The 22,833-nt window shown below is 59.4% G+C and carries 19 protein-coding genes and 1 pseudogene; 16 read left to right on the forward strand and 4 right to left on the reverse strand.

The window, feature by feature from the left end; all coding sequences use genetic code 11:
- Positions 1–109: 109 nt before the first annotated feature.
- Positions 110–1,084 carry a LysR family transcriptional regulator gene (locus tag AC1ECK_RS07915; RefSeq protein ID WP_480317674.1) on the forward strand — a complete coding sequence of 325 codons (975 nt, stop codon included), beginning with the start codon at positions 110–112 and terminating at the stop codon, positions 1,082–1,084.
- 633 nt (positions 1,085–1,717) lie between these two features.
- Here AC1ECK_RS07915 and AC1ECK_RS07920 read toward each other — a convergent pair.
- The gene (locus AC1ECK_RS07920; protein WP_480317676.1) at positions 1,718–2,632 is read right to left on the reverse strand and encodes a TrmB family transcriptional regulator; all 915 of its coding nucleotides are present in this window, start codon (positions 2,630–2,632) and stop codon (positions 1,718–1,720) included.
- A gap of 128 nt (positions 2,633–2,760) precedes the next feature.
- Between AC1ECK_RS07920 and AC1ECK_RS07925 the strand changes: the two genes are divergently transcribed.
- The 12 genes from AC1ECK_RS07925 to AC1ECK_RS07980 all read left to right on the forward strand — a co-directional run bounded on the left by AC1ECK_RS07925 (position 2,761) and on the right by AC1ECK_RS07980 (position 15,126).
- A complete protein-coding gene (locus AC1ECK_RS07925; protein ID WP_480317678.1) occupies positions 2,761–3,153 on the forward strand; it encodes a RidA family protein in 393 nt (130 codons plus the stop codon).
- A gap of 6 nt (positions 3,154–3,159) precedes the next feature.
- A complete protein-coding gene (locus tag AC1ECK_RS07930; protein WP_480317680.1) occupies positions 3,160–4,425 on the forward strand; it encodes an MFS transporter in 1,266 nt (421 codons plus the stop codon).
- A gap of 433 nt (positions 4,426–4,858) precedes the next feature.
- A complete protein-coding gene (locus tag AC1ECK_RS07935; protein WP_480317682.1) occupies positions 4,859–5,575 on the forward strand; it encodes an autoinducer binding domain-containing protein in 717 nt (238 codons plus the stop codon).
- A 205-nt stretch (positions 5,576–5,780) separates the two neighbouring features.
- Positions 5,781–7,025, forward strand: a complete 1,245-nt coding sequence (locus tag AC1ECK_RS07940; RefSeq protein ID WP_480317684.1) for a cation:proton antiporter — start codon at positions 5,781–5,783, stop codon at positions 7,023–7,025.
- A gap of 40 nt (positions 7,026–7,065) precedes the next feature.
- Positions 7,066–7,332: an acyl carrier protein gene (locus AC1ECK_RS07945; RefSeq protein ID WP_480317686.1), complete on the forward strand. Its 267-nt coding sequence runs from the start codon at positions 7,066–7,068 to the stop codon at positions 7,330–7,332.
- Between the two features lie 38 nt (positions 7,333–7,370).
- Positions 7,371–8,777, forward strand: a complete 1,407-nt coding sequence (locus AC1ECK_RS07950; RefSeq protein WP_480317688.1) for a class I adenylate-forming enzyme family protein — start codon at positions 7,371–7,373, stop codon at positions 8,775–8,777.
- 11 nt (positions 8,778–8,788) lie between these two features.
- On the forward strand, positions 8,789–9,550 hold the full coding sequence (locus AC1ECK_RS07955; RefSeq protein WP_480317690.1) for a hypothetical protein: 762 nt from the start codon (positions 8,789–8,791) through the stop codon (positions 9,548–9,550).
- Positions 9,547–10,659 carry a beta-ketoacyl-[acyl-carrier-protein] synthase family protein gene (locus AC1ECK_RS07960; protein WP_480317692.1) on the forward strand — a complete coding sequence of 371 codons (1,113 nt, stop codon included), beginning with the start codon at positions 9,547–9,549 and terminating at the stop codon, positions 10,657–10,659. Before AC1ECK_RS07955 ends, AC1ECK_RS07960 begins: the two co-directional genes overlap by 4 nt.
- A complete protein-coding gene (locus AC1ECK_RS07965; RefSeq protein WP_480317694.1) occupies positions 10,659–11,192 on the forward strand; it encodes a hypothetical protein in 534 nt (177 codons plus the stop codon). The genes AC1ECK_RS07960 and AC1ECK_RS07965 overlap by 1 nt, the downstream gene beginning before the upstream one ends.
- A gap of 65 nt (positions 11,193–11,257) precedes the next feature.
- Entirely contained in the window at positions 11,258–12,973 is a 1,716-nt protein-coding gene (locus tag AC1ECK_RS07970; protein WP_480317696.1) for an NAD(P)/FAD-dependent oxidoreductase, read from the forward strand.
- A 79-nt stretch (positions 12,974–13,052) separates the two neighbouring features.
- Positions 13,053–14,351: a 4-aminobutyrate--2-oxoglutarate transaminase gene (gabT, locus tag AC1ECK_RS07975; protein ID WP_480317698.1), complete on the forward strand. Its 1,299-nt coding sequence runs from the start codon at positions 13,053–13,055 to the stop codon at positions 14,349–14,351.
- Positions 14,344–15,126: a nitroreductase family protein gene (locus AC1ECK_RS07980; protein ID WP_480317700.1), complete on the forward strand. Its 783-nt coding sequence runs from the start codon at positions 14,344–14,346 to the stop codon at positions 15,124–15,126. Before gabT ends, AC1ECK_RS07980 begins: the two co-directional genes overlap by 8 nt.
- 86 nt (positions 15,127–15,212) lie before the next feature.
- Here the strand turns inward: AC1ECK_RS07980 and AC1ECK_RS07985 are convergent, their stop codons facing one another.
- Positions 15,213–15,443, reverse strand: coding sequence for a hypothetical protein (locus AC1ECK_RS07985; RefSeq protein ID WP_480317702.1), 231 nt, complete (start codon positions 15,441–15,443; stop codon positions 15,213–15,215).
- A 785-nt stretch (positions 15,444–16,228) separates the two neighbouring features.
- On the opposite strand from AC1ECK_RS07985, the gene AC1ECK_RS07990 reads away from it, so the two are divergent.
- Positions 16,229–16,456, forward strand: coding sequence for a hypothetical protein (locus AC1ECK_RS07990; RefSeq protein WP_480317704.1), 228 nt, complete (start codon positions 16,229–16,231; stop codon positions 16,454–16,456).
- 71 nt (positions 16,457–16,527) lie between these two features.
- On the opposite strand, the gene AC1ECK_RS07995 is transcribed toward AC1ECK_RS07990, so the two are convergent.
- Positions 16,528–16,980: a hypothetical protein gene (locus tag AC1ECK_RS07995; RefSeq protein WP_480317706.1), complete on the reverse strand. Its 453-nt coding sequence runs from the start codon at positions 16,978–16,980 to the stop codon at positions 16,528–16,530.
- Between the two features lie 546 nt (positions 16,981–17,526).
- Here AC1ECK_RS07995 and AC1ECK_RS08000 point away from each other — a divergent pair.
- Positions 17,527–19,428 carry a putative Ig domain-containing protein gene (locus AC1ECK_RS08000; RefSeq protein WP_480317708.1) on the forward strand — a complete coding sequence of 634 codons (1,902 nt, stop codon included), beginning with the start codon at positions 17,527–17,529 and terminating at the stop codon, positions 19,426–19,428.
- A gap of 714 nt (positions 19,429–20,142) precedes the next feature.
- On the opposite strand, the pseudogene AC1ECK_RS08005 reads toward AC1ECK_RS08000, so the two are convergent.
- Positions 20,143–20,507 (reverse strand): annotated as a pseudogene (locus AC1ECK_RS08005) (hypothetical protein); the annotation flags it as partial.
- Between the two features lie 958 nt (positions 20,508–21,465).
- On the opposite strand from AC1ECK_RS08005, the gene AC1ECK_RS08010 reads away from it, so the two are divergent.
- The gene (locus tag AC1ECK_RS08010) at positions 21,466–22,143 is read left to right on the forward strand and encodes an OmpA family protein (protein ID WP_480317710.1); all 678 of its coding nucleotides are present in this window, start codon (positions 21,466–21,468) and stop codon (positions 22,141–22,143) included.
- The last annotated feature ends 690 nt before the right edge of the window (positions 22,144–22,833 follow it).

The raw sequence follows: 22,833 nt of genomic DNA on the forward strand, positions 1-22,833 counted from the left end.
TTTAGCTTGCTGGGAAGTAAGGAAAGAGGCCAGTATTTCGCCGCAAAAAAGGCCGATCAATGACGTTTCTCGGGCAATAATGTTGACTCATATGTCAACGGATGAAACCATGTCGAGCGACGCTGAAAGCCTGCGCGATACCGTGCTCAGCACCCGCAGCCTGCGTTATCTGCATGAAGTCGAGGTGCAGGGCGGCGTGCGGGCGGCGGCGGACGCGTTGTCGATCAACGCTTCGGTCATCAGCCGTCAGGTGGCGCAACTCGAACGCCTGCACGGAGTCGCTCTGCTCGAACGGCGCGGCCGGCGCGTGACGCTCACGGAAATCGGCATGAGCCTCGTCGAGCATTTCCGCGAAAGCGCACGGCGCGACGCCGAGATGCTGGCGCAACTGGAGGACTATCGCGGTTTGCGCCGCGGGCGGCTCGTGATCGGTACGGGCGAGGGTTTCGTCGAGAAGCTGCTCGCTACGGTGCTCGAGGCCTTTAGCCTGCAATTCCCGGACATCGTGGTGGAACTGCGCGGCGCGGCGACCTCCGAAATCATTGCCATGGTCCGCAACGACGAGGTCGATCTCGGCCTGTGTGCCGGCGGCAGCAGCGACCCGGCCATTCGCGTACGAACCTTTCGCGCCGCGCCGCTCTGCGCGCTCGTCAGTCCGCAGCATGCGCTGGCGGGCGAACGGCGCATCCGCGTCGAACAACTGGCGCACCACCGGCTGATCTTCATGCCGGCGCGCTTTGGCGTTCAACAGTATCTCGACTCGCTGATCCGCGCGGAACGGCTGAATCTGACGCCGGCCTATCGCTGCGACCTGTTTTCGGCGGCGCAGGCGATCGCCGCCGCGGGTCTGGGCGTCGCGTTCATGTCTACCGATGCCGCGCGCCAGTATCTGGATGCCGGAAAGCTGGTTCCGCTCGAAATCGACCACCCGATCGCCCGCGAATTCAGCAGCCAGGTGATACGCCGGGTCGGGAGGCGCCTGTCGCCCGCCGCCGAATTCCTTTGGACGCAACTCATCAAGGCAATGCAAAGGCACGGGACGGCAATGGAGAGCCGTAGGCGTTCGCTTGAAGCGCCAATTTGAAAGCTATTTGTTTTGTCTGGAGTTTGGCGAGGTTTAAACCGCCTCGTTATACGCACTTCAGATGATTTAACGGGAAGCCGGTGGGGAATGTTCGAGGTCTTTCGGTGTCGTGTTATTTACACGAATATGGGTAGGCGATCACGCTGCTTGCGCGCTATTTGAAAGTCCTGGCTCGAGGTGGAGGGAACCCGAGTATGGAGGTTTGATGCGGTGATTTTCTCGGGGCTTGATATAAACGCAAACCGCGAAGCGGCTGGCAGCGCTGAGAGAGCAGAAATTGCGTCCCAGCACACCAGCCGCTTCGCGGCGCGTAAGTCTACGCGTGCGAGCAATTTGCCCACACATGACATCTTATAGTGCGATAATTACTAATCAGCTCTCAGATTCTGGCCCGGCCCTCGGAATAGGCCAGGATCTTTTCACCGACCCTTTTTGGGTCGGTTTTTTTTGTGGCCATCTTGAACGACTTTACTACCGAAGTAGGGTGCGTGCACTCTACCGCGGTAGTGTAGAGCTATCCGTTGCCTTTTGCTAGCTGGATATCCTGTTTTTCAGAGACCCGGATCGGAACTCGTGCGGGATGAGGCAGCGGGATGACTTAACCGGGATGCCGTCACACCACCTTCAGAACGCCTATCCCTCGTCCGTCGCGCTTTCCGATATGACTGCCCGGCTTTTTCGCTTGCCTCTGGTTGCGGCTGCGGTGGTTTTGCTTGTCTGCTTGGGTAGCTGGACGGTTTTGGCCGCAAGGAGCGCCTGCATCACGTCGCTGTTGAGCGCTTTCTCATAAGCGCGCTGTCCCATCGAGTTGATCAGGATTCTGCCCATGACGTCAGCCTTGACGTACTCGATGGCGAGCAGGCTGATCACCAGATTGTTGGTGAGTACGGCTTCCTCATTGGCGGACGGCCCGAATTCCGCGGTGATCGCGTCCTGCTCGTCCGCAACGGCGACGGACAGGCGACGGCCTTCGAGCCGGTTGCGGGCGCTTTCACCGCATTCGCGCAGGTCGTAACAGCGGGGACCGTTGAGGCTCGCCGTGCCATAGATCGCCACGTGGACATCGACGCCGCGCGCGGAGGCCGCCTCGATCGCGTCGCCTAGCGCTTCCATTTCCTCGTCCCAGATTGCCGCGAACAGCGTTTGCTGGGCGCTATCTATCGTGGTCAGGAACGCGGTGACGATCGCGCTTCGGTCGCGCAGCGACCACACGAGACCTGGTTCGCGCGTCGCCGGGAGCGTCGACAGTCCCTTGTCGACCAGCGCGAGGTCGCCCTCGAAGCGCTCGCGCAGCCGGGCCAGCACTTCTGCATAAGGAACCGCCGCATATCGGACCGGTTCCGACCGATGCATGAGAACCGCACCCTTGGCGTCGAGGCGTTGCAGGGTCTCATAGATCTTCGACGGCGGCACGCTGGAGAGCTTGCCCACCTCGTGACCATTCATCGGTGAGCGTTGCAGCAGCGCGCAGTAGGCCTGCGCTTCGTATTGTGAAAAGCCGAGGCGGATCAGCGCAGATATCAGGTCGGCAGGAATTTGTGTCGTCATAGCGCGCGAGACTAGCACATGTCAATCTGGCCTAGTACACTACCGTCGTAGTGTAAATATGAACTACTGCAGTAGTGTAGCCATTCCAGTGTAGTCACTTATTCGGTATGCAACACAAGGAGAGCAGCGTGAACAAGCGATATTCTTCGGGCTCGAGCTGGGAAATGACTGTCGGGTACTCGCGTGCCGTCCAGTCGGGAAACACGCTCTACGTGTCGGCCACGGCGTCGAGTGGAGCGGATGGCTCGATCGTCGGCGACGACCTGTACACGCAGACCAAAGCCATCCTCCAGAAGCTCGGCGCCGTGCTGGCCGATGCCGGATTCGGCTACCAGGACGTCGTGCAAAGCCGTCTGTACGTGACGGATGTCAGTCAATGGAAGGAAGCGGGGCGCGCTCACGGCGAGGTGTTCGGCGATGTTCGCCCGGCGCTGACGCTGCTGCACGTCCTGCCGTTCGTTGACCCGAAGATCCTCATCGAGATTGAAATCACCGCTGTCAAAAGCGATGCTGCTGCGTAAGCGGCCATGAGTCGCGGCCCGCACGGGAGCGGTGGGGATGGGCGAGATACGCCGCATCGGTGGCTGACCGCGTTCATCGCGTTGGCTGCAGGCGTGGCGATCTCGAACAATTACGCGCTCCTGCCGGCACTTCCCGCCGTCGCACAGACCTTCCATGTCCCGCTGACGGCGCTCGGCCTTGTGGCCGGCAGCATGCAGGTGGGTTACATGGCAGGCATCGTCTTGCTGGTTCCGTTTGGCGACAAGATTTCTCCGGCGCGAATTGTTTCATGGCAATTTGCGGTGCTGGCGATCGCGCTGATGGCGGCGGGCTACGCACCGACATTGCCTGCGTTGGCCGTCGCGGGTTGTGTGATCGGTGCGACGGCAACCAACGCAGTTCACCTCGCGGCAGTCGCGTTTCGCACCTCAGCGCCGCAGTCGCGTGGCCGTGCGGTCGGTACGGTTGGAACGGGCGTGTCGGCGGGCATCCTGTTGAGCCGCTTCGTTGGTGGACTGATATCTCAGGAGATGAGTTGGCGGACGATGCTGATGTTGTTCGGCGTCGCTGCCTTTCTCCTCGCCTGTCTGACGCGCCGCCTGCTGCCCAGGGACGCACCGCACGTCGAGCAGAGTTACTTCGGCTTGCTCAGATCACTGCCTTCGGTGCTGTTCCGGTATCGCCGGTTGCAGGAAGGCGTGCTCGTCGGGGCTTGCTGGTTCTTCGTGTTCAGCATGGTTTGGGTCACGCTCGTGTTGGCGGTCGCGAGAGCGCCGCTCAATCTGAATGCGGCCCAGGCGGGGATGTTCAGTTTTGCCGGCGCGCTGGGCCTGTTTGCCACGCGTGCGGCGGGGCGCGCGGCTGACCGGTTTGGATCCCGGCCGGTCATTGCATGCGGTTTCGCGCTGCTGCTCGCGGGCTTGGCCATATTGTTCGTCGCTCGCGCATCGATAGCGGGGACGGCCATTGGGCTGGTGTTGTTCGACGTCGGCTGCTTTTCGGCGCAGGTGGCTAACCAGACCCGGTTGCTGGCGATTGACGCCAACGCGCGCAGTCGCATATATAGCGTTTACATGTTTTTCTATTACGCAGCCGGAGCCCTTGGCTCGGTCCTCGGGCCGCTGGTCTTCATGAGTTACGGATGGGACCTGGTGTGCATGGTGAGCGTCGCAATGGCAGCGTTCGGTCTCGCGATCACGCTCGTCCAGCACCTGGCGGCGCAGCGAAGCGGCGACTCAGTGCCCGAACCGCGCGCCGCCGGTGTGGCAGGGGCAGGTTCAAAGCGCAATTAGCGCAGGCAGGCTATGCTCCGGCGCGCCAGGCACCCATACCGCACCAGCGCTTTCATAAGCGACTTTATAAGCGGATAAGCCAGGCCAAGTACGGGGAAGGGTGTGTCACGACTTGCGTTGCTCCGGTCACCGGGTTTGTGTTTGTGCGGAGGCGTAGTAACCGGGCGAAGCGATGCGGGATTTCAAGCCTTACGTACGTAAGGCAAGGGAATCTCCATGGCTGAAGTCGGCATTCTCCTGATCTGCACAAGCCTGTTCACCCCCAATTTCAGGGATTGAATCCGGTCCAGCTATTGATGTTGTACAGGCGATGCTGTGCAGGCATCTCTTGCGCAAACCATTTTTATCGTCTCACCGAGCCTCCTCCTTCCATTCATCCGATCTACCGCGTGCCGCGCTCTCTCCGAGTTTCTTGTTTTCGGAGAGGATTCACATGCGTAAGTGGTACCAGGAACAGCTACAAAAAGTCGCCGACCACCACAGTTCCGACGAAGAACTGCACGGAGAGATCACCAGCAGCGCCAAGGCACTGAGTTTCGACTTCTGGATGTTCGGGATTCGCCTGCCGATTCCAGTGTCGCGCCCGGCTACCGAGGTTCGCGGTAACTATCCCCAGTCATGGCAATCCCGCTACCGGACGCCAGGCTATGTCGAGATAGATCCGATCCTGCGCCATTGCCGGGTGTCATCGGTTCCGCTGATATGGACGGCTGAAGCTCCCTCATCCGAGCGGCAGTACTGGGACGACGCGAAGGCGCACGGCATCCGGTATGGATGGTCGATGTCGCTGCGCGACCGGTTCGGTGCCGTCACCTGGTTCACGCTGGCCCGCAATTCCTCCCCCATCTATCCGGATGAACTGGCTGTCGCCGAGTATCCGATGATCTGGCTCGCCCACTTCGCTCATGCGAGCCTGAGCGCCAGGCTGTTGCCGGCCATGTTCGAGGGCCGTATGCCGCACCTTTCGCCGCGCGAGCGCGAAGTCATGGGCTGGACTGCGGAAGGAAAAACCGCTTCGGAAATCGGCGTGATTCTGGGGATCGCCGAATCGACCTGCATCTTTCACCTTACCAACGCCACACGCAAGCTCGGTGCCGTCAACAAGACACACGCGGCAACGAGGGCGGCTGTTCTCGGCCTCATCGGATAAGCGCTGAGGCACTGGAGCGCGCAGGGCATTGGACTGCACCCCTCTCATTTCCTGGAGCTGTCGGGCCCGGCGCGCTCGCGCTAATTTCTGCCTTGCGGTTTGCGGTGGACATTGCCCGGGCAGTCCGAGCGCACTAACGCATGACCGGGTGCCGATAAAAAGCTGAAGAGCCTTTCCGATCACTCTTCTTCGACCTGAAATTCCAATGTTCCTTCTCCAGTTAGCAATTGTCATTCTGGCGTGTCATGCGTGCGGGTACGTCGCTGAGCGCGTCGGTCAATGCCGCGTGGTCGGCGAAATCACAGCGGGCATCCTGCTGGGCCCTTCTGTCCTCGGGGTGCTCACGCCCGGTATCCATGACGTGATCTTCCCGGCGAGTTCGGCGTCCAGCATGTCCCAGCTTGGCGAAGTGGGCATTGTCCTGCTCATGTTCGAGATTGGCATGCACATTCAGCCTTCGGACAGGCGCGGTAATGCGGGATTGCGCTTGCCCGGACTGATCGCGGCGCTTGGACTCGTGGTGCCGTTTGTTCTCGGCGTGGTCGTGGCGCTCTGGTCGAAGGAAGCGCTGGCGCCAGGTTTTCCGGGCGTTCCTTATGTGCTCTTTTGCGGCGTTGCCCTGGGGGTTTCCGCGGTCCCGGTCATGGCGCGGATCGTGATCGATCTCGGCCTCGACAAGCATCCACTGGCGAAGACCGCGCTCTCGGCTGCCATGCTGACCGATGTCGCGGGCTGGGTGCTGCTGGCCGTGGTCGCCTCGATTGCGCACGTGCGCACCGGCGCGGGCGAGCTGGCCATAGCCCTCGGTGGGATTGGACTGTATTCGGTCGGATGCGTGGTCGTCACGCGTTATGTGATTCAGCCCATGCTGATACGGGCGGCACAGCGCAACGATATGCGAGCCGTGTTCACAGTCGTCACGTGTCATGTACTTGTCTCGGCCGGCATCACTGCCAGCCTGGGTTTTCACAGTGCCTTCGGCGCGCTGCTTCCGGGGATGCTCCTGCGCGACATCCCGGCTGTGCGGGAACAATGGGACAGATGGTTTGGGGGCTTTATCCGCACCGTCCTGATGCCCGTCTTTTTCTCCTACGCGGGTCTGCACACATCCATTTCGTCGATAGACGGAGCCAGCGCCTGGCTGTGGTTCTGTGTCTTCCTGGGTGCGGGTTTCGTCGGCAAGTTCGGCGGCTCGTATCTCGCTGCGCGGATTTGCGCACTAGGCCCCGGCGAGGCCGCATTCCTCGGTTCGCTCATGAACGCGAGAGGTCTCATGGAACTCATCGTGCTCTCGATTGGGCTGCAATTGGGCATTCTTCCGGTCAAGGTCTACACGATGCTCGTCCTGTTTGCGCTCGTCACTACCGCGATGACGACACCCCTCGTGCGCTATCAGATGCGCGCGGGACATCAACCGTTGGCTGATCCGCAACGCAAGCCGGTTGCGTGATCTTTAATCGAGTCTTCTTTTTCACAATCAGAAGGTAATCATGAACGAAAGCAGGCAGGAGATCGTCGAGCGTCTCCGCAATATCGTTGCAACACGGCTTGACGTGGATATTTCTCCGGATCGGATCGGCCTCACCGATGGGTTCCTGTCCGTGGTCGGGATCGACTCGATTGGCTTCATCGAACTTCGCTACCAGTGCGAAGAGGAATTCGGAATCAAGATCGACGAGAACGATTTTGTGCCCGACAACTTTCTGAATTGTGACGTGCTGTCCGGATTTCTCCTGACGAAGCTGAACGCGCGCTAGTCCCAACGTGGGCACGTTGCTAAACAAGAGAGATCCCTATGTCTATTGCGGACTTTGATCACCTGATTACCGAAACATCCAGTGTTGCCTTGCCGGAGGGCGAGGTGGTCGCACTCGATCCGTTGCTTGCCGGATTACGTGCACACGCGCTGCCGCAGGGCGCCGTGGTACTGGTATGCATGCCTAACGGCAGGAGCCTGCTGCGGCTTTTCTTCGCACTTGTGAACGCAGGCTATGTACCCGCGATGCTGTCACCGACCACGCCCGTACTTCGCCTCGGTCAGATGGCGGAAGACTTTCACGCCGTGGCCGTCGTCAAGCCACGCCTTGGTGAGGAATTGCGCAAGGAACTGTGCATCGAAGCGGTCAACCGGCACGCCGGTTGCGAGGTCGGGTTTTTCCGTGCGGGGGCGAAACCGATCACTGAGGCAGGCGAAGTCATCCTGACTACCTCGGGCACCTCGTCGGACTTCAGCAGCGGCTGTGTGCACTCGATCGATTCGCTCAGGGCGAATGCGCGCAAGCACGCGGCTGACATCGGACTGTGTGCGGCGGACACGGTTCTGGTCAATCTGCCGCTCTACTATTCGTTCGCGCTTGTCGCCCAGGCGATCGCCAGTATCGAGTGCGGCGCGAGGCTCGTCATCAGCGGCCCGCCGTTCATTGGTTCCCGGTATGTCGCGGATCTCGCGCGTTATCGGGTGACGGTCAGCTCCGTGACACCGGTCCTGATGCGGACGCTGCTTGCGCATCCCGGCGCCGCACTTCCGGCGACCGTGCGTGCGCTTACCGTGGGCGGCGACTTTCTCGCACCCGAGCAGGCCGCGGCTTTCGTCGAGCGGTACCCCGGCAAGGAACTGTACCTGACCTACGGCGTCACCGAAGCTGGGCCACGTGTCTCGACGGGGCGGGCCCATGAGTCGAACGCGAAGCGGCTTGCATCCGTCGGCCGTCCAATGTCTGGGACCATGGTGCACCTGCTCGACGCAGAGGGCCCCGGGCGGGAAGGCGAACTTCTGGTTCATTCGGACACGCTGCTCAGGCGCAAGATTGGCCGCAATGCCCAGAGCCCGCTGGTCGAAATAGACGGACAGACGTGGCTGAAAACCGGAGACATCTTCGAAATCGACGAGGAGGGTTATCTCTTCTTCAAACATCGGAGATCCGACTTCATTGTGCTGAACGACGAGAAGGTCAATCTGGCCGCGATCAAGCAATTCTGTCGCGCACTACCTGGCGTACTGAGCTGCAGGACCCGATCGATCCGCCACGCCAATACCGTCAACGGATATTTTCTTGAGGTCACGGTGGATGATCTGCTGGTCGGACCGGCTGAGGCCGATGCGATGAAGGCAGAGATCATGAAAGGATTGAAGCACATCGAACGCCCGAGCACCTTGACGCTTACGCCCGTGAACAGGCAGCAGTACGAATTCTACAAATGAGGATGCACACCGTGAACAAAGAGATTGGCGAGCTGACCGGCGCAATCATCACGAGGTATGGTCTGAAGACCATTGAGGACGTGCTGCGGGTCATTCCCTTGCATATGTGCCATATCACTCAGGAGCCGGAGGTTTTCCGGACCTGGCCGGCGAATCTGATACGCCTGAGCCATCCTCGCGAAGAATGGGCGGAGCATGAGGCTGTCTACGCCCGCTACCGCGACGAGGTGATTCCCTCGCTGTCTCTCGGCGACTATCTGCGGGCGTTCATCGAGCCGGACGGGCCCCGCCTGCCGTGTTTTTGCACGGAAATGAGCGATGTGGCGGGCACGCTCGTTAGCGCGTTGCTCGGGCAACCTGTCTATGCGATTCGGAAGATTTACGTCAATTACCTGTATCTGCCACAGCCTTGGCACTCCCTGAACGCGCTCGTGAGCGATGGGCGGATTCGCTACTTCGACTCGTCTGCGTACCGGCAGGTGTTCGACAAGTCTCGCCGCAAATTCGTACAGCCGGACGAACTCCCCGGCTTCGACAAAGCGGACGTGGAAGCGCGCTTTCTGGTGAGCGACAACTGGCTGCAACGCGAACCGTTCACGCGAACGATTTCGCTGGAGGGCGGCGCAATACGTGACAGCTTCTATCCGAATCCGCTCGACGACAATAAGCCTGACGACTATCTGCGCGTCTACGGGCAAACCGAATACGCCGGACTCGCGCCGGGTAATGACTGGAGCCTTGCCTGCGCGCCGGCGCAAGAAGACGCACCATGATGGACATCGCGATCACGGGCATGGCCTGGCACAGCGCGTTGGGCCACACGTTATCCGGCGTATGGCAGCGGTTGCTCGACGGCGAGACCGGCATTGCCACGCTCGCCTCGCGGCATGCGCTGAAAAATGACCGGGTGGCAGCGATCGAACTGGCGGAGCGCGGCAGCACGCGCCATACCCTCGAGCGACTGACCCGGCAAACCGTTGCCGCGGCCGTCGAACATGCACAACTGGACTTGTCTCGTCAGGCGGCGCGCACCTTGCTGGTTGTGGGGACGAGCTTCGGTGCGCGGCTTGACGATGCGCAGTCGGCTGCGGAACCGCTCGAGCGCTGGGTGCAGGATATCGCCGACGGATTCGGACTCGTGTCGGTCGCGCTGTCGACTGCCTGCTCGTCGGGATCGGACGCCATTCTGCTGGGTGCCGAGCTGATTCGGGCCGGCGTTGTCGACCGCTGCATTTGCGGCGGGGCCGACGTGCTGGCCGACTCCAAGCGCCTCGCGCATACCGCCCTTGGCACCATGTCGTCGACCACGCTGCGCAGCTTCGATCGCCGTCACGACGGCACGATCCTCGGCGAAGGCGTTGGCTTTCTGGTACTCGAACGCGGCGGTGACCGTCCGGTCCGGCCGCTCGCGATCCTGCGCGGGGCAGGTTCGTCCAACGATGCAGCCGGTTTGACCGCACCCGACAAGGAGGGCAACGGCATCCGGCTTGCCGTCGAGCGGTCGCTGAAAAATGCGGAACTGCGGCACGAAGACATCGGCGTGATCAACGCGCACGGTTCGGGAACCCTGACTAACGACCGGATCGAGAGCACCGCGTATCTCACGTTGTTCGGTGCGTCCCAGCCGACGATCTTTGCGACCAAGGGTGCGTTCGGTCATTCGCTTGGCGCGACCGGGGCACTCGAGGCGATTGCGCTGATTCTCGCGCTGCAGCAGCAGGTGACGCCGCCCATACATGGGCTCGAAGAGCCGATCGCGGGTTTTACCCTGCCGATGCCAGTGGGGTGCCCCAAGCCGATCGACGCGGTCTATGGACTGAGTCTCACAATCGGCTTTGGCGGCTTCAACACCAGTCTGGTTTTTGAAGGAGTCGGCGTGTGATGAACGAGACCTTTCTGCAGGAGCGTGGCTACGACATCGTCGACACTTGCGAAGTCCACGGCATTGCATACGAGCAACTGGATCTCGAGGTGCGCGGCGGCGTCAGAAACGCGGATCCGACGGTATGGACCGTGCTCGAATGTGTCGGACGAATCTATCGCGCGCACCACGCCCGGCTGGAGCCGCATCGGGATCACGTCGGTATGATCCATTCAGGCAGCGCCTATCCGAGAGCCACGGCGCAGCGCGTGATAGACGACCTTGAGCGCAGCGGCCGCATCTCGCCTGCAGCATTCATCAATGCCAATGCCGGTGCGGCGCTGGCGATCTGCTGTACACGTTTTGGTTTTCGTGGGCCGTCGATGAACCTGACCATGCCGGCCACGGATGCCAGGACGTTGGTCGGCGTGCTCGCTACCCAATGGCTGAAACAGGACAACGCGCGCTATCTGATCCTCATCGCGGCGGATTTCGACCCGGAGGAGCAGGTCCGGGTGACGGGCATGCTGATCGAAAAGCCTGATTCCGACTGAAACCGAGCATGTCGAAAGGTGGTTCCAGTTTTAACTTATATACAATACATATCGGAGTGCGAAATATGAATCATGAATATGACTACGACGTCGCCATTATAGGTTCGGGCATATCGGGCGCGATGCTTGCAGCCATCCTCGCCAGGAACGGCGTGAAGGTCATCGTGCTGGACGCAGGGACGCACCCGCGCTTCGCGGTCGGCGAGTCGATGGTGCCGGAAAGTGCCGTGCTGCTCGAACTGATGGCCGCGCGCTATAACATCCCCGAGCTGGCTTATCCGGGCAACATTGCCGAGATCAACCGCCATATCGGTTCGTCGGCGGCCGGCATCAAGCTGGCCTTCAGTTTTGCCTGGAACGGTTTTCGCAAGGAGCACGATATCGCCGATGTGGTGTCGACCCCTGTGCTCGCACCGGAGGCGCACCTGTTTCGCCAGGATGTCGATGCGTACTATGTCGCGTTGGCGGCCCGGCTCGGCGCGGTCATCAAACAGCAGGCGCGTATCCAGGCCATCGAGGTCGCGCCGGAGGGCGTCACGCTGACGCTTGCCGACGCACAGCAACTGCGCACGCGCTTTGTGGTGGACGCCGCAGGCTACCGTGCGCCACTCGCCGATGCGTTGAAGTTGCGCGAAGGGGCTAGGCCGATGCAGGCCAACACGCGCTCGCTGTTCACGCATATGGTCAACGTCGATCTTTATGAGGATGTGATCGCACCGGTCGAGACGCACGGTTCGCCGACCGCGTTGTCGCAGACCACACTGCATCACCTGTTCGATTGCGGCTGGCTCTGGATTATCCCGTTCAACAATCAGCCGTTCAGCACCAATCCGCTGTGCAGCGTCGGGTTGCAGTTCGACATCGACAAGCATGGTCCGGCCAGCCGCGATCCGGAGCGCGAGTTCCAGCAGTTTCTGGCCGATCATCCGTCGGCGGCCAGGCACTTCAGAAACGCTGCGCGGGTGCGCGAGTGGACCGTTGCGCCGCGTCTGAACTACACCAGCCGCGAGACGGTGGGTGACCGGTATTGCCTCTTGGGACACGCCGTCGGATTTGTCGATCCGCTGTTCTCGCGAGGCCTGGTCAATACGTTCGAATCGATCGCAAGACTGGCGCCGACCTTGCTGGAGTCGGTGAAAACCGACACGTGGAAGCGGGACAACCTGTTGTCGCTCGAGCGCTACAGCCTCGAGGTAGTACGGATCAACGACCGCCTCGTTGCCAACTCGTACACCGCGTTCAAGACTTTTCCTCTGTGGAACGCGTGGTTCCGCATCTGGTTGAGTGGCAGCTATATCGGCGTGTTGCGCCTGCGGCGGATTCTTGCGGATTATCTGGCCGATCGGGACGACGACGCGTTGAGGGCGGCGTTCGAGAACGCGACTTACCCCGGCCACCTGTCGATTGAAAGCCACCGTTACGAACGGATGTTCGAGGCCGCGTGCTTGACGATGGAACGCTTCAAGGCCGGCGAGATCGCCGAGCCGGAGGCGATCGACATCTTGCACCATCTGTATCAGGAGAATCGCGAGCACCTGCCGCTCGATTTCTCGGACTTTGCCAACCGCTATGTTTCGCGGCCGACGGTCGAGTTCGCGAAATCGCTGCTGGACTGGGCCAACCACGCGCCCGACGGTCTCGCGGCGAAGCTCGCGCGGGGCCCGAACGCGCGACCGTTCAAATTCCTCGACCGCTATCGCTATGGTGACCGGCTGGCCCTTGCCGCACGCGCCGACGAGAGGCTCGCCGCAATCAGATCGGGGCAACTGCCGGTGAGTTGATGTGCGTTAGTTGACGCCGTGACCCGGCGTCAACTGGTTTCAGTCAGAGTCATGCTGCTTATAAAGGATTCTTATCCTCATGAATGTCACCAACGAAGCGCTGGTGGAGCGCAGGCTGGCCGCGGTGGCCCGCGGCGTCAACCAGGCACACCCGATTTTTGCGGCGCGGGCGCTGAACGATCGCATCTGGGATGTCGACGGTAAGGAGTACATCGATTTTACGAGCGGCATTGCCGTTCTCAATACGGGACACCTTCACCCGGACGTCGTCGAGGCGCTCCAGCGCCAATTGCGCCATTTCATTCATACCTGTTTCGCGGTGCTGCCGTACGAATCCTATGTTGCGGTATGCGAGAGGATCAACGCACTGGCACCAGGCGATGGCATCAAGAAGACCGCGCTGTTCAGCACCGGCTCCGAGGCCGTGGAAAGTGCAATCAAGATCGCCCGCGCGCACACGAAGCGCAGCGGTGTGATCGCTTTTACCGGTGCCTATCATGGCCGCACGCTGATGGCTCTTGCGCTGACGGGCAAGGTGGCGCCCTATGCGTCCGGGATGGGCTTGATGCCGGGCCATGTCTACCGCGCGCTGTACCCCGATGCACTGAACAACGTGGACGTCGACGCGGCGCTTGGCAGTATCGAACGGATTTTCAGAAGCGACGCCGCTCCCGAGGATATTGCCGCGATCATCTTCGAGCCGGTACAGGGCGAGGGTGGAATACAGGTCGCCCCACCCGGGTTCGTTTCGCAACTGCGTGCGCTATGCGACCGTCACGGGATCGTACTGATTGCCGACGAGGTGCAGAGCGGCGCCGGCCGCACGGGGACTTTCTTCGCCGTCGAGCAGATGGGAGCGACGCCGGACCTGGTGGTGTTCGGCAAGTCGGTCGCCGGCGGATTGCCGCTTGCGGGCGTCACCGGGCATGCCGGTCTGATGGACGCTGTGGGGCCCGGCGGTCTAGGCGGTACCTACGCTGGGAACCCGCTGGCCTGTACCGCTGCGCTCGCCGTACTCGACATCATGGAGCGGGAACAGGTTCTGGTTCGAGCCCGCCAGGTTGGCGAGATCACGCGCGCGGCGTTGCTGGCCATGCAACGACGCTATTCATTGATTGCGGACGTGCGGGGGCTGGGGGCACTGATCGGCGTCGAGTTGCGCACGGCCGATGGGCAACCGGCGGCGGACTTGACAAGGAAGCTCGTGGCCTCGGCGCGCGAGCAGGGTCTGCTTTTGCTCGCCGGGGGCATGCACGGCAACGTTCTGCGTATGCTGGCGCCGCTCACGGTTGAACTGGCGACGCTGGAAGCGGGACTAGACATCCTCGATAGGTGCTTTTCGATGCTGTGCTGCGCGGAGTATGGATTCAATGACTGAAATTTCCAGACTGCTTAACCGGCATCGTTCGATCCGGCGATACAGGCCAGACGCTATCGCGCGCCAACTAATCGACGAGGTATGTGCCGACGCACTTGCCGGGGCATCATCCTCGGGCAATCTGAACAGCGTCTCGCTGGTCCTGACACAGGACGTACAACGCAAGCGGCAGCTTTACGAACTGCATGCACGACAGCAGATGATTCTGCAGGCACCCTTGCTGGTGACGTTTGTCGCCGACTGCTACCGGACGCGGCGCTGGCTCGCGCGCGGGGCGGCACGCGACAATTTCAACAACCTGATGGGCTATCACATTGCGTTATGCGACGCGATGATCGTGGCCCAGAATGTTTGTTTGGGGTTCGAGGCCCGGGGTCTGGGCGTCTGTTACATGGGGTCGACGTTATCCGCGATGGGTGACATTGCGGCGGCCCTGAATCTTCCGGATACCTGCGTGCCCGTCGCGACGATTGTCGTTGGGTATCCGGACGAAAATCCAGACAAACGCGATCGGTTGCCATTGTGTGCGGTGGTTCACGATGAGTATTACCGCGACCCCAGCGACGAGGAGATCGACGCCAGCTACGCGCAGCGCGAGCAGCGCGGGTGGTTGCGGCATACATCCAGCCCGGCTGAGCGCTCAAGACTTCAGCAGCATGGGATCAAGTCAATGGCGCAGTTGTATTCGAGTCCACTGAAATACGACCCTGAGGTCTTCCGGGTGGATTCGCAGCGGTTACGAGCTCTTCTGGAACTGAAGAATTTCCTTTCCTGACTCAGGACGTGTCAGGGCCGCCGTAGCGATTTCACGGGTTTTTCGCGCAGGTTGGGACCTTCACGACGCTGCGCAGCGATTGGATGCTAGACGGGAATAAAGACCTCTACAGCGATCAATGCGCCAAATGACACCACAATCGCTAGCGCAGATGCGACGGTCAATGCGGTCACAGCACGTCGTTGTTCGATCTGTTCGGGCGGTATCGTGCGGGATTCAGGTGGAAACGGCTTGTTAGCGAACAGACTGTCAGGGTCGACCAGTAGGCGCTTGCGATTACGCAGGCGCAGCAGGTCGGTTGGTGTTAGCGGCAGCATGGGATTCTCCCTAAGAATATTTCATCAGGATAGGCAACCTGCGAAGGCCACGAAATCAAACAAATTCGACACTGAATGCGACGGGCTGCCGCATGTTAACAGGGAGACCATTGGGGCTGCCCTTTCCTTTGGGATTCCCTGGGCCGTTGCATCACGGATGATGCCGCCTTGATCGGGAAATTCGTGCGAAGTGAGTACGTCTGAGACACGCAGATGCATTTCGCGCTCTTGCAGCGCTGGCTGGAGAAGTGTCCCGATGGCCGGATGGACGCGGTGTTGGTCGGAAGACGCTGGCGCGCCAGACTGCAAAGGGATATGCAAAGGAGCGTTTGCGGGCAGGTAGCGGAGCAACGGGCCGGGCTTGCGGTGAAGCGCTGCGGCAACTACGTAACCGAGCATCTTCAGAAATCTTACGTGTGAGCATTCAAAAAAAAGCGCGTCCGCTGGACGCGCTAAGCCTGACGTATATAGTCGCACACACGTCGAGAGGAGGGTGACCGTGCGCGTGCCTAGATTGCACTCGGCAGTCGCATACGGCAATCGAATATCTTCGAACATTCCTCGATCGGTGTTTGTACGAAATGAAAAAAAACGCGCCAGCGAACCGGCGCGTAAGCGGAGTGCAACATGGTCCGCGGCATCCTGGCCAATTCCCAGGGTATGAGGAGAACCCGGACACCGCGACGTCATGCTAGCAGCGATTGGTACACCTGAAAGTCAACCATAGTTAACGTCGATTCAATACGAAACCAGACTGTCTGCACCTTGGAGTGGAGCTCTTTGACGTGATGTTTGACATTACGCCTGGTAAACTCGAAATTGTCATGGCGGCGCTTGTCGGCCGCTTCGACCTCGCGCGCCTCATGCGTGCCGACCGAGACGTCGTTTTTTTCGATGTCGCGTACGACGCATGCAGCGCTGCACAGGAGTGGACCGATAAGGTCATCGGAACAGATTTCGCAATCCTGAAAAAAGGCGAAATGGGTTCAGGCAGAGTCGGCTGTGGCGCGTAATGCCTACGTCGCTGTACAGACGCGATACATCAATCAGGAAGAAGTGGCTCATGGAAATCTCCGTGCGAATCTCAAAAATGTTCGACGAGAGGATAAGCCTGACGGTCCCTGCCGAGTATCTGATTAATTCGAAACAACCGCATCCCCAAATCTCCGAACCTTCGACAAGACATCGCATCGAGATCCATTGCGACGTACGGCCATGAGCGTGGATGCCACACATCTGGCGATGCATTTGTTTGCAGCGTATCGGATGTTGTGCCGAAAAGCTGCACAATTTCATGTCGCAATACCTGCGACAGATCGCCCATCCGGAGACGTCTGTTACGGAAACGGTGCCGATAGTGGCGTCTTCCTTGGAAACCAGATACATCATCGCTGGATGCACCTTCAATAAGATGGCTTCCATCCGAAAAATCGGTGCGTATGTCTGCGGGAATTTGACCGACGTCGCATTCAGTATCACCGGCCCGCACATCCGCACGCGATACTGGCGGTTCAAGTTGCAGCGTCGACGAGTTCATGAATCGGCAAATGTGCCGCATTTTTACAGACTAACTTGACTTATGACAATGCGGTCGGACGGCGAGGCGTTCTGACGACGCCAGTCCGTGATAATTTCTTTGACGCAGTGCATCGGTCAGCTTCAATCTCGGCGTAAACCATGAACGTGTGTACCTTGCAACTCGGGACACCGTCGTACAAACTCAATTGACCGACAACTCGTCTTGGGAAGGCTACATATTTTAAGTGGCACGCGATTCGTTCTGCAGATAAAAGGTGTCGGGAAGTCATTCAATACGGCGAAGCGTGCGTATTGTGGTTTTAATGAGTTCGTCCATGAACCGTGGAGTGCGCTTATGGACACCACCGAAACGGTGCATCCCCGAGACTTCCACCGATCGTTCTGGCTCGTCGCCCCGCGGCCCTGATGCCCCTTGAAATCCAGTCATTCCTGTTAGCGAATCGACACGATTTGATCGGCCTGTTACTGAATACGGAACTTACGGCATTCCTAACTGACAAAAAGTAATCTCCCTCAGATCTTACCCCAACGCTTATATAAAGGTATGCGAATCAAGACTTCCTCGGCAAATATACTTATCTTTATCGCTTTCGCTCTGCTTTGGGCAGGGTGCGGATCGGGCGTACAACCTTTGGTCGTCGCCCCTGCAGGACTGCAATATAGCGAGTCCTCTGTGGTTTATGCGCAGGGAGTAACGATTACACCGAACATGCCGGCTAGCAGCGGCGATAAAATTACTCATTACGGTGTGGCTCCGCCCCTGCCCACGGGCATCGTCATGGATCCGCAAACCGGCGTGATTAGCGGTACGCCAGCCGAAGTCACTCTCGCAGCACTATACACAGTCACCGGCTCGAATTCCGCGGGTAGCGCGACGACGAGGCTACAGATAGAAGTCCGCGCCGCAGAAGTCGCTCCCGACCTGCTCGAATATTCCGATAATCCCGTCATCTATACGGTTAATCAGCCAATAACTCCAAACTATCCGGCGACTCAAGGCGGCGCGATCGCTCTGTATGCCGTCGCCCCCGCACTGCCGGCCGGACTTACGCTGGATCGCCAGACCGGCGTCATCAGCGGGACGCCGGTTCAGGTTGCCTCACAAGCTTCCTACACCGTGACAGGGAGCAACGGTGCGGGAAGTACCCAGACGCAAATCAGTATTGAGGTGCTCGACCAACAGGTAAGCCCATCAAATCTGCAATATACGAACCCCACGCCTGTCTATCCAGTCGGACAGCCGATTGTGCCGAATCTACCGCAAAGTTCCGGCGGCCCTGCAACCAGCTTCAGCGTCTCCCCGGCCTTGCCAATGGGCTTGAGCCTGAATGCGATTACAGGTGTGATTAGCGGTACTCCGACGACCGTGCAGGATCAGGCAGCCTACACCGTCACCGCAAAAAATAGCGCAGGCTCAACCGAGGCGAGTGTACTCATTACGATTGTGCCAGCGGGTGCCTGGGCACCTGCAGACTCGCTGTCGATCGGTCGCGCCTACCACACGGCTACGCTCCTGCTGGATGGGCGAGTGCTGGTCGCAGGGGGCGTTGGATCGAACAACGTTCCGGTAGCAACGGCCGAACTGTATGACCCGAGGACGGGCACCTGGTCGGTAACAGGCGATATGACTGATGCGCGTGGCTTACACTCCGCAACCCTGCTGACGAATGGTACAGTTCTGGTCGCCGGCGGGGCCGACAGATTTGGCCCTGTCAATACTTCAGAAGTGTACGATCCTGCCACCGGTATGTGGAGCGCGTCAGGCAGCATGTCTATCCAGCGATACAGCCATAGTGCCGTCAGAATGCCTGATGGTACTGTGCTGGTAGTAGGGGATGCGGGCACCGGTAGACGATCCGCCACCACGGAGATATACAACCCCACCACCGGCACATGGACGGTGACAGGAAGCATGCTGACAACCCGTTTCGCACCGACAGCAACACTTCTCAACAGTGGAAAAGTCCTTGTGGCTGGAGGAGAAAACGCTGCCGGCCTACTCGCGTCCTCAGAGCTTTACGACTCAGTTAGCGGAACGTGGTCGCCCTCTGCAAACATGAACATTTCGAGGGAATATCACACAGCCACCCTACTCAACGACAACTCGGTACTTGTCACAGGCGGGGTGGGTGGCGGAGCGACAGCGGAACAATACAATCCAGCTAGTGACACATGGGCGAGTCTGCCTTCCATGTCTCAAGCCCGTGCAAATCACCAGGCGACACTTCTTCGGAACGGCGAGGTCTTGGTGACCGGAGGCCTTGGCTCGGATGCGTCAACTACAGAACTCTATGATCCTGCCAGCGCCGGATGGCTGCCAGCGAGTTCGATGGGAACGGCACGCTATCTGCACACTGCGACTCTGCTGACTGATGGCCGGGTATTCGTTGCCGGTGGTGCACCTGCGTTAAACTCTGTAGAGCTATTTTCTATTACCGGCAATTAACGACGGCCGGCCGGTTACTCATGCCAGGTTGGTGCTTCGATGTACGTAGAATGATCGAAGAGATGATTATCAGCGACCTTCAGGGCATCGCCTCACGGGCCATTTGAGGTTCGTATGCCTGGTTTCGAGTAAGGTGAAAGTCTGGGCGAGCGCGACCAGTCCATTGATGACGCTTCGATCCGTGCTAGGTCTGTCCGGGGACAGATACTGATGCTTCGAAGGCTCATTCCCATGGCTTGTCTCGCCCGACGGCAGAATTGCTGCCGTCGGGAGCAGACCCGGGTTCGCATAAGCCTTCACGCGATCGCGTACGGGTTCTCCGAGTAGCTTGCAGACGCTTCGCTCTAGCGAGCGCTCCCTTGATGTCCCATATCGCCATATCGACACCCGACAAGGCCGCGTCTGAACCTGGACCCCCGCGCCAACAGGCGTGGCTGTACATGCGCCACCAGCACCACATTGTGTTCCGGGTGGCTGCTTATCAGCAGCTTTGCGAGGTTCCGGATAGCACCGGCGCCGAGACCGGCGTGCCAGCTCTGCTCAGGGCGGACTTGCAATAGCTCCTTGGCCTGTGCTCGTGATGCACAATCAATGTACCGCCACATTCCAACCTCCATTGTTCCTGCCGGATTCCATCAAGCGATCGTCATCGACAAAATTCGAAGAACTGCTATTTCTGATTCCTTCCACGCGGAGTAGTCGCCCCTGAAAAATTCAATTTGCGAATTGAAGCGAGCGTAGCGAGGGATGGGAAGGCAGCCTTGCCCGTGCGAAGCTGGAGAGCAGACGCAAGAGCGCAAGCGCAAAAGACACGAACTTGATGCCCATCCGGACGATCGTGCGTAGTAGCCAGCGCAGGTTGTAGCCCGCAGCGCATCGTCGGTTTGCCCTTTGAGCCAACGGCACCGCATGCCGTAGTCCTGCTTCACGTGTCCGATGATCGGCTCGATCGCCTGTCGCCGTTTGAGCCAGCGCCGCTGTGCGCCCGTTAACGTTTTGCGCTTGCCACGACACACGACCTGTACCGGCGCGACCTCAGCATCGACGCCGTGAAACCCGAGATCAACGAGCGCCATCTGGTGCCTCAGCGTGGTCTGGCTAGCTCGCGTAACGCGGGCCGATCTTCTTCAGATCGCACTGTTGTCAGTGATTTGGTTTACCCGTTCGTTTCGAAATGAAGTCGTGCCCAAGATGCCCCGTGCACTACGTCGTGTTCGCATGAGTTTGGTAACAGCCGTAACCGCGGTGGCTGCGAGTTCACTGCTACCTGACGCATCGCGATCTGACAAAAAGCCAGATCTAGGCCATCAAGTTGCCGCAGCCTCCACAGCAGAAGGACGACAGTGACACCAGCGGATTCGTCTCCGGGTAATACGCGCTCAGACACCCGCGTGGAATGTCATCCTCCACCAGCAAGAAAAACAGAATCGAGACGGATTGGCGTGCGCAAAAACCAGAGCTGAAATCTGCAAACCCGTACGACCGACAAGTTCCGCCCCCGTGGATAAACCAACGAAATATCGAAGAACTGCGATATCGGGGCGAGCGGTCCATCACTAATCTCTCGGGTTGGGAAGCGGGGGGAAGGTGTTCCACGCGACTTGCTATCACTAATTTACGCTGGTTTTTGAGGCGTCCGGTCGATCACTCGTGTCACAGGAGATCGAATCGAGTTGCTGATTGAATGGAGATTGATAAGGGTTATGAAATATCTTGCGCTGTTGCTTGTAGCAGCCCTTGTGGGGTGTTCGTCGTCTTCCACGCCGCTAACTAACGATTATTCGATAAAGACAGACAGTGGTGTGCAGCGCTTCCGCGTAGCCTGTTCGGGGCTGTTGGGTGGGAAGGACGTCTGCCTGCGCAGGGCGCAGGCCATTTGCGGCGAACAGAGTGTCAGTTCGGTGGGTACTCCGGAGCGTGACGCAATGATATTCCAATGCGCAGCGCGTCAGTCTCCCGTGCGGAAGTGATCTGGCGGTTGTTCGCCTGAAGAGGCCGTAAGCCTGTCGGCTTGATGAGAAATGGAAATTTTCGAAAATGAAAAATATCGCTTTTGTTGTCCTGTTGTTTCTCGCCGGGTGTACCGTCTACTCGGGGCCTACCGCAAACATGTACCCGGTGGGCAATGGGCATGGTGACGAACAGGTGTATCGGGTCGAATGTACGGGGCTCTTTGAGGAAACCGGTTCCTGCCTGAGTAAGGCGCAGGAGATATGCGCGATCCAGCCCGGCTCGCCGGCGCTTCACGTTATTGAGCAGATTGCACCACGCGGTCGCACGCCGGATCGGCTTCTGTTCCGGTGTGAGGTTCCCCGAATGTCTGTCCCGGCTGCTGTGCCCGCTCCCGTGCCGGCCCCTGTTCAGTCGCCGGAGAAGGTGTTGCTACATGGCGACGCGCTGTTCGATTTTGACAAGTCCACGCTCAAGCCTGCTGGTCGGCAAGCGCTGGACAAGCTCATCGCTGATGCGGGTGGACGGCGGTTCCGCGTGGTTCAGGTCTTGGGCTATACAGACTCTATCGGCTCTGAGAGCTACAACAATGCACTGTCGGTGCGTCGGGCACGCACCGTTGCAACTTATCTGCGGGAGCATGGATTGCAGGCGGATCGCTTCGTTGTAAATGGCCTCGGTAAGTCCAATCCCGTGGCGTCGAATGCGACGGATGACGGACGTGCACAAAACCGACGTGTCGAGCTTGTTCTCGAACAGAAGTAAGGGGATGTCGGCAATCGGCTGGTTTTAATCGTCCGCTAGATGCTGAACGTGGTTCTAGGAGCGTAGGTGAAGGGATTGGCGATTTGCGGGGGGTGTCCGCAAATCGCCCGCGATTTCGGCGTGCGGGCTCTCGCCGCGGAAGCCGGACGGTGCGAGATCGTCCAACGGATCTCATGATTCGTAGTTTTCGCAGCGAATCAAATCTGGTTTGGATTACCAGTCGAAAGAGACGGCTATAGCTCGAACGACTTCTGTTTTGCATAAGTCACTGCTTCCCGCTTGCCGTACTACGCCGCGGTCATTTGCCACATTTACTTGCTTCGAGCGCCTGTTCATGGCGGTCACCTCCTATGTCGAGGAGGCATTCATTCTCGAGTTGATTTTCTGGTTTCCACTGACCTCGTGCGTAGCTGTTCAGGTTGGTCTGCGGTGTGCAGATCAATTCCCTTGAACAGGTGCTCCAACCTGAAAGGTATGTCCTTCTACGTTGCGTAAGGCGCGACTGACGGTGGCGAGTTTCTCTAACTCGGCCGTCTTCGACTCGTCCCCTCGCACCGAGATAACGGATGGAGTCGACCTGATACTTCGAATAAATGCGATATCGGGCGCTGTTGTCTCTCGGTATCTTTCATAGCTGAAGTGAATCTGTTGGGTTGACGGCGGCCTGGTGGTGTGTGGTAACGCCTTTGT

This window comes from Paraburkholderia sp. SSBN10T, from assembly GCF_056619545.1.